The sequence below is a fragment of the Pseudomonas putida genome (assembly GCF_002025705.1).
Taxonomy (GTDB): Bacteria; Pseudomonadota; Gammaproteobacteria; order Pseudomonadales; family Pseudomonadaceae; genus Aquipseudomonas; species Aquipseudomonas putida_J.
Genome location: NZ_CP018846.1, coordinates 3114098 through 3126630 on the forward strand (window position 1 = coordinate 3114098; position 12533 = coordinate 3126630).

At 64.2% G+C, this 12533-nt stretch carries 11 protein-coding genes; 6 read left to right on the forward strand and 5 right to left on the reverse strand.

The genetic code is table 11. The annotated features are described in order from the left end of the window. Window positions 1-51: 51 nt before the first annotated feature. Window positions 52-663 (forward strand): LysE family translocator, encoded by a 612-nt coding sequence (locus tag BUQ73_RS14025; protein WP_079228467.1) that lies wholly within the window; start codon window positions 52-54, stop codon window positions 661-663. 89 nt (window positions 664-752) lie between these two features. Here the strand turns inward: BUQ73_RS14025 and BUQ73_RS14030 are convergent, their stop codons facing one another. Both BUQ73_RS14030 and BUQ73_RS14035 read right to left on the reverse strand, forming a co-directional pair. After that, complete coding sequence (locus BUQ73_RS14030; protein ID WP_079228468.1) at window positions 753-1952, reverse strand: MFS transporter; 1200 nt, start codon at window positions 1950-1952, stop codon at window positions 753-755. A gap of 113 nt (window positions 1953-2065) precedes the next feature. Continuing rightward, window positions 2066-2965, reverse strand: a complete 900-nt coding sequence (locus BUQ73_RS14035; protein WP_079228469.1) for a LysR family transcriptional regulator — start codon at window positions 2963-2965, stop codon at window positions 2066-2068. A 118-nt stretch (window positions 2966-3083) separates the two neighbouring features. On the opposite strand from BUQ73_RS14035, the gene BUQ73_RS14040 reads away from it, so the two are divergent. The 3 genes from BUQ73_RS14040 (at window position 3084) to BUQ73_RS14050 (ending at window position 7452) form a co-directional block, all read left to right on the forward strand. Next, window positions 3084-3437 carry a cupin gene (locus BUQ73_RS14040; RefSeq protein WP_079228470.1) on the forward strand — a complete coding sequence of 118 codons (354 nt, stop codon included), beginning with the start codon at window positions 3084-3086 and terminating at the stop codon, window positions 3435-3437. Between the two features lie 217 nt (window positions 3438-3654). Further along, the gene (locus tag BUQ73_RS14045) at window positions 3655-6072 is read left to right on the forward strand and encodes a glucose/quinate/shikimate family membrane-bound PQQ-dependent dehydrogenase (RefSeq protein ID WP_060484456.1); all 2418 of its coding nucleotides are present in this window, start codon (window positions 3655-3657) and stop codon (window positions 6070-6072) included. 111 nt (window positions 6073-6183) lie between these two features. Then, window positions 6184-7452, forward strand: coding sequence for a carbohydrate porin (locus tag BUQ73_RS14050; RefSeq protein WP_079228471.1), 1269 nt, complete (start codon window positions 6184-6186; stop codon window positions 7450-7452). Window positions 7453-7571: 119 nt separating this feature from the next. On the opposite strand, the gene argE is transcribed toward BUQ73_RS14050, so the two are convergent. Next, window positions 7572-8732 (reverse strand): acetylornithine deacetylase, encoded by a 1161-nt coding sequence (argE, locus tag BUQ73_RS14055; protein WP_079228472.1) that lies wholly within the window; start codon window positions 8730-8732, stop codon window positions 7572-7574. Next, a complete protein-coding gene (locus BUQ73_RS14060) occupies window positions 8725-9402 on the reverse strand; it encodes a DUF1028 domain-containing protein (protein WP_079228473.1) in 678 nt (225 codons plus the stop codon). Before BUQ73_RS14060 ends, argE begins: the two co-directional genes overlap by 8 nt. Before the next feature lie 293 nt (window positions 9403-9695). On the opposite strand from BUQ73_RS14060, the gene BUQ73_RS14065 reads away from it, so the two are divergent. Next, complete coding sequence (locus BUQ73_RS14065; protein ID WP_079228474.1) at window positions 9696-11015, forward strand: flavin-containing monooxygenase; 1320 nt, start codon at window positions 9696-9698, stop codon at window positions 11013-11015. Next, window positions 11015-11431, forward strand: coding sequence for a RidA family protein (locus tag BUQ73_RS14070; protein ID WP_014590706.1), 417 nt, complete (start codon window positions 11015-11017; stop codon window positions 11429-11431). Before BUQ73_RS14065 ends, BUQ73_RS14070 begins: the two co-directional genes overlap by 1 nt. Window positions 11432-11570: 139 nt before the next feature. Here the strand turns inward: BUQ73_RS14070 and BUQ73_RS14075 are convergent, their stop codons facing one another. Beyond that, window positions 11571-12476, reverse strand: a complete 906-nt coding sequence (locus tag BUQ73_RS14075; protein ID WP_079230557.1) for a LysR family transcriptional regulator — start codon at window positions 12474-12476, stop codon at window positions 11571-11573. Window positions 12477-12533 lie beyond the last annotated feature (57 nt).

The window sequence follows — 12533 nt, forward strand, 5'->3', positions numbered from 1 at the left end:
TGCAACGTCGTCGCATAGACTGGCCGCTCGTGAATACCGAAGGCACACATCATGGCTCTGGATACCTGGTTCATCTACCTGCTGGCGAGCATCGGCCTGTCGTTGACCCCGGGCCCAAACAGCCTGCTCGCGCTGACCCACGGCGCACTGTATGGCGCGCGCCGCACGCTGTTCACCATCGTCGGCGGGGTGTTCGGCTTCAGTGCCCTGATTGCCCTGGCGATGTTTGGGCTGACGGCGCTGCTGCAAACGTCAGCCTCGGTGCTGACCGTGCTGAAGTGGGTGGGCGGAGCATACCTGGTGTGGCTGGGCATTCAGCTCTGGCGCAGCCCTGCCCTGCATCTGGAAGTGACCGAGCGCGCTGCCCGCCTGAGCAACCTGGGGATGTTCCGCCAGGGCCTGCTGTCTGCCTTCGCCAACCCCAAGGTACTGCTGTTCTACGGTGCCTTCCTGCCGCAGTTCATCGATCCTCAGCGTGGGCTTTTGCTGCAGTTCGTGATCATGGCTGCGACCTTTGCCAGCGTGGAATGCGTGGTCGAATATGTGCTGGCGCGCCTGGCGTTTCGTATCCGGCCATGGCTGGCCAAGGGCGGCAAAGGATTCAATCGTTGCTGCGGCAGCCTGTTCGCTTTGATTGGCGTGGCCTTGCCCTTGGGCCGGTGATGCTTGCAGGCCCCATCGCTGGCAAGCCAGCTGCCGCTTTCCTGTGGGAGCCGGCTTGCCGGCGAAAGGGGCGCGAAGCGCCCCCCCTCTCAGGCGCGCCGCGACACCAACAGGAAGACCACCAGCGCCATGCCCGGCAATGCTGCCCCCACTAGCGCCACCCCCTGCCAGCCCAGCTGGGCAAATACCGCACTGGCCACCGCCGACCCCGCTGCCCCGCCCAGGAAGATGCTGGTCATGTACAGCGCATTCAGCCGCCCGCGGCTGGCCGGGTCCAGTGCATACACTTCTCGCTGGCCGATGACCATATTCATCTGCACCGCAAAGTCCAGCAGCACGCCGGTCAGCCCCAGGCCGATCACGCTGTAGCCGGGCGTGGTCAACCCCATCAGCAGTGCCACCGGCGCCAACACCAGCGCCAGCAACGAACCGGCACGGGCATGACCGGCGTCGGCCAGGCGGCCCGCCATGGGCGCGGCGATGGCACCCACCGCGCCGACTAGGGCAAACAAGGCGATCTGGCTTTGCGACAAGCCATGCTCGGTGGCCAAGGCCAGCGGCACCGCGGTCCAGTAAAGGCTGAAAGCCGCGAACATCAATGCCTGGTACAGCGAGCGCTGACGCAGCACCGGGTACTGGCGCAGCAGCGCAACCAACGACAGCATCAGCCCGGCATAACTCGCCTTGTGCTCAGGCACCCGGCGCGGCAGCGTCAACGCCAGCAACAGGATGATTGCCAGCATCAACCCGGCCGCGCCGATGAACACCGTGCGCCAGCCAAAGTGGTCGGCGACCAGGCTCGACAACGGCCGCGCAAGCAGAATGCCCAGCAACAGGCCACCCATGATGTTGCCGACCACCCGCCCGCGCTGTTGCTCGGGCGCAAGGTGCGCGGCCAATGGAATGAGCATCTGCACGGCCACCGAGCTGAAACCGATCAGCAAGGCATAGCCCAGGAACAGTTGCCCCTGGCCGCTGCTGCTGGTCCCCGCCAGCAACAGGCTGACGCAGGCCAGCACGGCGGTGATGATCATCAAGCGGCGGTTCTCCACCAGGTCGGCCAGCGGCACCAACAGCAGCAAGCCCAGCGCGTAGCCTAGCTGGGTCAGCGACACGATCAGGCTGGCACGCTCGGTGGACAGGCCCAGGTCCGGGGCGATCAGCCCGACGATGGGCTGCGCATAATAGATATTGGCGACAATCGCGCCACAGCAGAACGCCAGCAGCGCGACCAGGGCACGGCTGAGGCCGGCATGGGCTGGCTGGGCAGCGGCAAGGGAGGAATTCATGCGAGGTACCTCGGCATCGGGTTGGTGTATGCCGGGCACCTTACCGGGCGCCTGCCGGTGAGAGAATCCGGCCCTGGCGCAACGGGGCTTTGCGCCAGGCGCAACGGCAGGGATCAGGGCTTGAGCAGGCCTTCGCAAAAACCGATGAAGGCGTTGACCCGCCGTGAGCCACGGTGGTTCGGCAAGTACAAGGCATTGATGCTGTCATTGGCAGTGCCAGGGCTGACTTGCCAGTCCGCGAACAGCCGCTGCAGCCGCCCGGCGGCGATATCTTCATGCACCAGCCAGTCGGCCAGCAAGGCAATACCGCTGCCGGCCAGCGCCGTTTCACGCAACAGGTCGGCGTTGGCGCTGCGCAGCGGCCCGCTCACTTCCAGTTCCAGCGCCTCATCTGCGCGTTGCAGGCGCCAGGCGCGCGCCTTCTGCCCGTAGCGAAAACGCAGGCAGGCATGCTGCAGCAACTGCTCGGGGTGCAGCAGCGCGTCACGCCGGGCCAGGTAATCCGGGCTTGCCACCAGCCAACGCTGGAAGCGGCCGAGTTGCCGGCACACCAGTTCGTCGTTCGGTTGCGGGTCGCCCAGGCGAATGGACAGATCATAGCGGCCATCGAGCAGGTCATCGAGCCGATCGCTCATGTCGATGTCCAGCTCCAATGAGGGGTGCCTTGCCAGGAATGCCCCCAGGTGCGGCGCGATCACACGGCGGCCGAACTCCACCGGGAGGCACAAGCGCAGCACGCCGACCGGCTCATCACCACGGTCGGCGACGCTGGCATCGGCTTCTTCCAGCGCGTCGAAGATGTCCCTTGCCCGCGCATAATAACGTGCACCCGCTTCGGTCAGGCTGACCTGGCGCGTGGAGCGATTGAGCAAGGTGCTGCCGAGTTCCGCCTCCAGTGCATCGACCAGGCGCGTCACCGACGACGTGGCCACGCCGAGCCTGCGCGCCGCCGCGGAAAAGCCCTGGGCATCGACTGTCGCGGTGAACATCTTCATCGCCAGGAGCTTGTCCATAGCTACTCCAATTTTCAGATCTCGGAACACTCCTACAATCCACAAGGCCGGTCAAGAAGCGCACAGCAGAGCGATCAGGTCCATAGTGGAAGCACCTCCACCCGCGCGAGAACTGCCCATGACCATCAGCAATCTGCTCCATGCCCTGCCCCATTGCGACCCTGCCGCTGGCGAGCGGGTCGATGAACTTCTGCAGCGCCCTGGCTTACGTGTCGAACGTATCGTTTCCTGCGGCCAGGCGAGCCCGCCCGGCTACTGGTACGACCAGGCCGAAGGCGAATGGATCATGTTGCTGACCGGCAGCGCCGGGCTCCGTCTTGAACATGAGGACTACACCCGCCTGCTGGTGCCTGGCGATTGCCTGGACATTTCGGCGCATTGCCGGCACCGCGTGGAATGGACAGCCCAGGGGCAGCCGACCATCTGGCTTGCAGTGTTTTATGGCATCGACACACCGTGGCCGAGCCATTGAACACCCTTCGTTCATGCTACAAAAGTCTAAGCCGTAACATTCACATGCTGCTTAAACACCGTGTTTACTGCATTTTTTGGCGCGTGATCTAAACTTTTAGCCACATCTTCGCAAGTTCAGCCCTGCGACAATCAGTCCCATAAAATTATGTACTAACTTGTTAATTAGCAAGCTAAGGGCTTAAACTGCGCACATTCCACCTGCTGAGATCCCTGGCATGAACGAAACACCGCGCGCCTCTGGCGCCACAAACATCATCCTGGTCGGCTTGGGCGTTATCGTCGCCCTGCTCGGCCTCCTCCTGGCTGCTGGCGGCGTCAAGCTCGCCGGCCTGGGCGGTTCCTGGTACTTCCTGATCGGCGGCCTGGCCATGGCCATCGCCGGTATTCTCATCGCCCGTCGCAAGCAGGCCGGCGCCTGGCTGTACGCGGCGTTTCTGGTCGGTACCGCGATCTGGGCACTGATCGACGCTGGCCTGGTGTTCTGGCCGCTGTTCTCGCGCCTGTTCATGTTCGCCGCGATCGGCATGGTGGTGGCGCTGGTCTACCCGATGCTGGCCCGCGCCAACGGCGCCAGCGCCGGCCGTGGTGCCTACGGCATCGCCGGCGTGCTGGCCGTGGTGCTGGTGATCGCCGCTGGCAACATGTTCGTCGCTCACCCAAGCGTTGCCCCTACCGGCAAAGGCCCAGGCATGACCCCGGTGGAAACCGGCAAGGAGCAGAAAGACTGGGCCCACTACGGCAACACCGAAGGTGGCAGCCGCTTCGCCGCGCTGGACCAGATCAACCGCGACAACGTCAACAAGCTCAAGGTGGCCTGGACCTACCACACCGGTGACGTCGCCATCAGTGACGGCAACGGTGCCGAAGACCAGCTGACCCCGCTTCAGATCGGCAACAAGGTGTTCATCTGCACCCCGCACAACAACCTGATCGCCCTCGACGCCGACACCGGCAAAGAGCTGTGGAAGAACGCGATCAACGCCCAGTCCAAGGTCTGGCAGCGTTGCCGTGGCATGGCCTACTTCGACGCCACCGCCGCGATCGCCCAACCGACCCAGCCGAACAGCTCGCCGATCACCGGCGGTAGCGTCGCGGCAGGTGCCAACTGCCAGCGTCGCCTGCTGACCAACACCATCGACGGCCGCCTGATTGCCGTCGACGCCGACAACGGCGAGTTCTGCCAGGGCTTCGGCAACAACGGCCAGGTCAACCTGATGGCAGGCCTGGGTGACGTGCCGGACTCCTACTACCAGCTGTCTTCCGCACCGTTGATGGCCGGTACCACCGTGGTGGTTGGCGGCCGCGTCGCCGACAACGTCCAGACCGACATGCCTGGCGGCGTGATCCGTGGTTTCGACGTGATCACCGGTGAAATGCGCTGGGCCTTCGACCCAGGCAACCCGGAAGACCGCAAGGCGCCAGAAGGTGACAGCACCTACGTGCGCAGCACTCCGAACAGCTGGGCACCGATGTCGTACGACCCGGCGATGAACACCGTGTTCCTGCCAATGGGCTCGTCGTCCACCGACATCTATGGCGTTGAACGCAACAAGCTGGACCACACCTACGGCGCTTCCGTACTGGCCCTGGATGCCACCACCGGCAACCAGAAGTGGGTCTTCCAGACCGTGCACAACGACCTCTGGGACTTCGACCTGCCAATGCAGCCAAGCCTGATCGACTTCACCAAGGACGACGGCAAGTCCGTGCCTGCGGTGGTGATCGGCACCAAGGCCGGGCAGATCTATGTGCTCGACCGTGCCACCGGCAAACCGCTGACCCAGGTCGACGAAGTACCAGTCAAGCCAAGCAACATCCCCAACGAGCCTTACTCCCCGACCCAGCCCAAATCGGTAGGCATGCCGCAGATCGGCGCGCAGACCCTGAGCGAATCGGACATGTGGGGTGCCACTCCGTATGACCAGCTGCTGTGCCGTATCGACTTCAAGAAGATGCGCTACGACGGCCTGTACACCGCGCCAGGTACCGACCTGTCGCTGAGCTTCCCAGGTTCGCTGGGTGGCATGAACTGGGGCAGCATCTCCACCGACCCGGTGCATGGTTTCATCTTCGTCAACGACATGCGCCTGGGCCTGTGGATCCAGATGATCCCGTCGCAGAACAAGGGTGACGCCGCATCCGGCGGTGAAGCGCTGAACACCGGCATGGGCGCCGTGCCGCTCAAGGGCACCCCGTACGCGGTGAACAAGAACCGCTTCCTGTCGGTTGCCGGCATTCCGTGCCAGGCCCCGCCATTCGGTACCCTGACCGCCATCGACATGAAGTCGCGCCAGATCGCCTGGCAGGTACCGGTCGGCACCGTGGAAGACACCGGCCCCCTGGGCATCCGCATGCACCTGCCAATCAAGATCGGCCTGCCGACCCTCGGCGGCACCCTGTCGACCCAAGGCGGCCTGGTGTTCATCGCCGGCACCCAGGACTTCTACCTGCGCGCCTACGACAGCAGCAACGGTAACGAAATCTGGAAAGCCCGCCTGCCTGTGGGCAGCCAGGGCGGCCCGATGACCTACGTTTCGCCGAAAACCGGCAAGCAATACGTAGTGATCACCGCTGGCGGTGCGCGCCAGTCGACTGATCGTGGCGACTATGTGATTTCTTACGCACTGCCGTAAGAGCGCGTCGCTGCATTCGCGGGCTAGCCCGCTCCCACAGGTTCTCTGCTGATCCTTGTGAGAGCGGGCTTGTTCGCGAATGGCCCCCCGAAAACAACACGAGACACAGCAATGCCATCCGCTATCCGCATTACTCCAACCCTGCTACTGGCCCTGGCCAGCACCTCTGCCCTGGCCGACGCCGACCTGTTGAACCGCAGCACCATGACCGGTGACTGGGGCGGGCTGCGTCACCAGCTCGAGGAAGACGGCGTCAAGATCACCGGCGACTACAGCGGCGAAACCGCCTACAACGCCCACGGCGGCTTGCACCGTTCGGCGCGCTACTCACAGAACATCAAGCTCGGCGCACAGTTCGACCTGTCGAAACTGTACGGCCTGGAAAACGGCGGCAAGGTCCAGTTGACCATCAACGACCGCCGCGGCAACAGCGCCTCGGAAGATCTGGTCGGCAACCGCCTGCCGATTCAGGAAAACTACGGCGGCCTGTACACCCGCCTGACCGAACTGAGCTACGAGCGCACCCTGTTCTCCCCGGCACTCAATGTCAAGCTCGGCTACATGGCCATGGGCAACGACCTCGGCGGCCTGGACAGCGGCATCCTGTGCAACTTCATGAACGCCGGTTTCTGCGGCCACCCGCTGAACATGTCTGGCGGCAGCGGCTGGACCAACTACCCCAACGCCCACCTCGGCGTGCGCGTGAAGTACGACCTGTCGCCTTCCTGGCAGCTGCGCGTGGCGGCGTTCAACGTCGACCCGGAAAGCAACGGCAACTCCAGCCGCGCTTGGCACCTGGGGCCCAAGCACACCACCGGTACCGTGGTGCCCGTAGAGCTGGTTTACAAGCTGCAGGGCGAACTGCCGGGTGAGTACAAGCTGGGTTACTACTACGACAGCTCCGACGTGAAGCGCGTCGACAGCAACAAGGAAGTGGCCGGTCGCGGTGGCCACTACCTGCTGGTCGACCAGGCAGTATGGAACGACGCCGGCTCGCCGGGCCGCAGCCTGCACGCCTTCGGCCAGTACTCGGCATCGAGCGAGGCCGCCTCGCCGTTCACCAAGTGGTATGGCGCTGGTGTGGTGCTGTACAAGCCGTTCGAAGGCCGCCCGCGCGATACCGTGGCCCTGGGCTATGGCCGCGCCGTGCCGAACCCGCGTAGCCGTGATGTGCTGGAAGACGCTGCATTCAATGCCGGGCAGCAGTTCCCCAACATCGACAATGCCGAGCAACTGATCGAACTGAGCTATGGCTATCAGGCCACGCCGTGGCTGAACCTGCGCCCGGATGTACAGTACATCATCGAGCCAGGTGCGTTCTCTGGGAAGAGCATCGACAACGCGCTGGTGGTTGGCCTGCAGGTCAAGGCGACCTTCTAAGCCATCAGGGCCGCGCTGCGGCCCATCGCCGGCAAGCCGGCTCCCACAGGTACAGCGCTGCCCGTACGGGTTGTGATATCACTGTGGGAGCGGGTTTACCCGCGAAAGGGCCAACCGGGTCAAACCTGCCTGAGGTAGTCCACCAACCTCAGCAACATCGCATCACAGCCCAGCAACTGCTCGACGCTGACGAATTCATCAGGCTTGTGCCCCTGGTCCATGCTGCCTGGCCCACACACCACGGTCGCAATACCAGCCTGGTCAAACAAGCCACCTTCGGTGCCAAACGCAACGGTGCCGAAGTCATCCGAGCCGCTGAGCATTGCCACCAGCCGTGCGGCCTCACTGTCGGCTGACGTGGCCAGCCCAGGGTATGCACTCAGTGGTTGCAGGCGAATGGCACTGGCAGCGTTCACCTTGCGCATGCGTGGCAGCAACTCAGCCTCGGCGTAGGTCTGCAACTGGTCGGCCACCGCCTGTGCTTCATACCCTGGCAAGGCACGCACCTCGAAATCGAACGCACACTCTTCCGGCACGATGTTCAGTGCCCTGCCCCCTTTGATCACCCCGGTCTGCACCGTGGAGAACGGCGGGTCGAACCGCGCGTCGTGATGTTCCGGCAAGGCCAGGGCATCACCAATCTCGCCCAGCTTGCCGATCAGCTTCGCTGCGTACTCGATGGCATTCACCCCGTAAGGTGCGTATGCCGAGTGGCACGCCGCACCGTGAACCTCGCAACGCATCGCCAGCTTGCCCTTGTGGCCAAGTACCGGTTTGAGTTCGGTGGGCTCACCGATCAGGCACAGGCGTGGCTTGTGCGGGCGGTTTTCCAGTGCGGCCAGCATCGAGCGCACACCCAGGCAGCCGACTTCCTCGTCATAGGAGAACGCCAGGTGCACCGGCATGCGCAGCGGTTGCGCGAGGAACGCTGGCACCGCAGCCAGCACCGATGCGATGAAACCCTTCATGTCAGCCGTGCCGCGGCCATACAGGCGCCCGTCGCGCTCGGTCAGGGCGAAGGGCGGCAGCGTCCAGGCCTGGCCTTCCACCGGCACCACATCGGTATGCCCGGACAGCACCACACCGCCGACATCCTTGGGGCCGATCGTGGCGAACAAGTTGGCCTTGGTGCCCTCAGGGTTGTGGAACAGTTCGCACTCCACACCCAGATCGGCCAGGTAGTCGCGGATGAAACCGATCAGCTCGAGGTTGGAGTCGCGGCTGACCGTAGCAAAGCCGATCAGCCGCTCCAGCAGGGCGCGGCTGCTGAATTCACTCATCGCCCGGCACCCCGTAGCTCGGCGCGGCGGTCGGGTCGAGGGCGCGGGTGACATAGTCCTGCATCTGCGGGCGGTACGCCTGCCACAGGCCATCGAGAACACCGATCGGGTCTTGCTCGGCCCAGTCCACACGCAGGTCCACCAGCGGCCAGGTCAGCTCGCCGGCGATCTTCAGCGCCGCCGAGTGCACAGGGCCCGCTTCGCCACCGGCCGCCATCGCCGCATGCATAGCCGCCAGCAGGCGGTCAGCCAGATGCCCGCCGGCCTGTTCGAAGGCCTGCACCATGGCCTCGATCACCTGCAGCGAGGACAGCAAGTTACCAGCGGCCGCGCACTGCTCACCTGCTACAGCGTTGTGTACGCCCAGCGCTTCCTTGCCGGTGAACAGCGCCACCTGGCCCTGGCTATCAATGACCGTGACCTGGCGATACTCGCTCCAGCCATTGGCGCTGAGCACCCGGTCCAGCGCGGCAGCGGGCGGCAGCTGGCCTTGCTCCAGGGCATCGAGGATCTGCGGGCCGAGCGCCGGCAAGGTGATGTTCTGGGTGGAAACCGCGCCGACGCCAGCGCGTACCCACGGGCAGCGGGCGCCCACGGCGATGCTTGACGAGCTGATGGCGATACCGACCTGGCCGGTTTCCTGGCAGCGACCGATGATGGAGAAGGTCATGGTGGAACTCCTGTTGTTCTGTGCGATGCCCAGCATTCTGGGCGGAACCTTCAGGGCCACGAAACCAACATTTTCCTGTGCCTTGAACAGGAAAAAACTAAGGCCGGCCAATACCGCCCGAAAACCGCTGCAAAGCCCAGCCAAGCCCCGGCAAATCGGGGCCTTCGCCGTTTTATCGGCAAGCCCCAGCTAAATACTATTTTCGCGATTTTCCAGGCATCCCTAGTCTGGCCCCAGGCAACGGCGGTCCACCAAACCGACCTGACAAAAACCGCCTGACAAAGGGCTCGGACATGACACTGAACAACATCGAAATCGACACCCTCGTGGTTGGCGCCGGCCAGGCCGGCGTGGCCATGAGCGAACACCTGAACAAGCTTGGCGTGCCGCACCTGGTGCTGGAGCGCAAGCGCATCGCCGAGGCCTGGCGCACTGGCCGCTGGGATTCGCTGGTGGCCAACGGCCCGGTCTGGCACGACCGCTTCCCGGGGCTGGAATTCAACCTCGACGCCGACGCCTTCGCTGGCAAGGACCAGGTCGCCGATTACTTCGAGCAATACGTACGCAAGTACAATCTGCCGGTACGTACCGGCATCGAAGTGAAGAAGGTGGTACGCAATGCCGACCGCCCCGGCTTCACCATCGAAACCAACGAAGGTGTGATCCGCGCCAACCGCGTGGTGGCTGCCACTGGCCCGTTCCAGAAACCGGTCATCCCGGCCATCGCGCCGAAAGACACCAATCTCCACCAGATCCACTCCGCCGCCTACTACAACCCCGAGCAACTGCCTGAAGGCGCCGTACTCGTTGTCGGCGCCGGCTCTTCCGGTGTGCAGATCGCCGAAGAACTGATGCGCGCCGGGCGCCAGGTGTACCTGTCGGTCGGCGCCCACGATCGCCCACCACGGGCCTACCGCAACCGCGACTTCTGCTGGTGGCTGGGCGTGCTCGGCGAGTGGGATGCGGAAATCGCCAAGCCTGGCCGCGAGCACGTGACCATCGCCGTCAGCGGTGCCCGAGGCGGCCACACCGTGGACTTCCGCGCCCTCGCCCATCAGGGCATGACCCTGGTCGGCCTGACCCAATCGTTCGACAACGGTGTGGCGCGCTTCCAGGACAACCTGGTCGAGAACATCAACCGCGGCGACGAAAACTACCTGGCCCTGCTGGATGCCGCCGATGCCTATATCGAGCGCAACGGCCTGGACCTGCCGGAAGAGCCCGAAGCGCGCAAGCGCCTGGCCGACCCGGCGTGCATGACCCACCCCCTGCAGCAACTGGACCTGGCCCAGGCCGGCGTCACCAGCATCATCTGGGCCACCGGCTACGGCGTGGACTTCAGCTGGCTGCAGGTCGACACCTTCGACGCCAACGGCAAACCCCAGCACCAGCGCGGCGTAGCCCGCGAGCCGGGCGTGTACTTCCTCGGCCTGCCTTGGCTGTCGCGCCGTGGCTCGTCGTTCATCTGGGGCGTGTGGCACGACGCCAAGCACGTCGCCGGCCACATCGCCACGCAGCGCACCTACCTGGCCTACCGCGACCGCGACCAGCGCGAAGCGGATGACCAACAAGACAACTCGATCAGCAACGTCAGCACCCTCGGAGCCCACTGATGCCTACCCATACTCGCATCCGCATGTTCAACACCAAGGAAACCTACCCCAACCAGACCCTGGACAACGACCTGTGCCAGGCCGTACGGGCCGGTAACACCATCTATGTGCGCGGCCAGGTCGGCACCGACTTCGAAGGCAAGCTGGTGGGCCTGGGTGACCCTCGGGCGCAAACCGAGCAGGCGATGAAGAACGTCAAGCAACTGCTCGAAGAGGCGGGTTCGGACCTGTCGCACATCGTCAAGACCACCACCTACATCACCGACCCGCGCTTCCGCGAGCCGGTGTACAAGGAAGTCGGCAAGTGGCTGAAGGGCGTGTTCCCGATTTCCACCGGGCTGGTGGTGGCAGGGTTGGCCCAGGCCGAGTGGCTGATGGAAATCGATGTGATTGCGGTGGTGCCGGATCAGCAGTGATCCTGTGAAACTGCTGGGGGCGCTCTGCGCCCCTTTCCGACCGGTCCGGCGCCCCGGCAAGGCCGCTCCTACAGGAAATGCGTGATCCCTGTAGGAGCGGCCTTGTGTCGCGAATGGGCCGCAAAGCGGCCCCCAGTTCTCAGAACTTGGCCAGTTCTTCGCGGCAAAACTCGACAAACAACTGCGCCGGCTTGGTCAACTGCACCCGCTTCAAATGCGCCGCTGCCAACCCCGACAATGCCACCGGCTCGGCGATATCGATCATCACCAGCTTCTGCCCGTCATAGGTGCATTCCGAGTGCGGTCGGGTCACCAGCAACGAAAACCCGAAGCCCTGCCCCACCATCCCGCGCACCATCTCGATCGACGGCGAACTGAAGACGATGTTCGGCGTCAGGCCCATTTCATTGAACAGGCTGACGAAATAGGTCCGGCTCGGCGCCACGTCCAGCAAGATCATCGGCTCCGGGCACAAGTCGCGCAGCGACACCTGCGCCTGGGCGGCAAAGCGGTGTTTCTCGGGCAGAAGCACATAAGGCTTCTGCGGCGGCATCAAGGGTTCCGCTTCGATGGTGCCGTCCAGGTCATGGTCATAGAGAAACGCCAGGTCGAAGGTGCCGGCAGTCAGCCCTTGGATCAGGTCCTGCTGCTCACCGTCGCGCAGGCGGATGTCCACCCCCGGGTAGCGTTCGCGAAAGCCGGCGATCAGCCGCGGCAGATACAGCGGCGCCACGGTTTCGAAGCAACCGATGTCGATATGCCCGGCAACGGTGTCGTTGTCGGCCAGGGCGTTCTGCTCGAACTCGTGCGCCATCTGCAGCAGCGACTTGGTCTTGGCGTAGAAGCGCTTGCCACTGGGCGTCAGCGAAACGCCCTGGGCGTGGTGGCGGATGAACAGTTGCACACCAAAGCTTTCCTCCAGGCTCTTGATCGCCGTAGAGATCGACGGCTGGGCGATGTAAAGCTGTCGCGAGGCCTCGGCGACACTGCCGGCCTCGACGGTGGTGACAAAGTATTTGAGTTGTCGCAGGGTGTAGGAAGCCACAGGCACCTCGTTGGCGCCATTCGCAGGCGCCTTGGAATTTTCCTGTCACTTTACCTT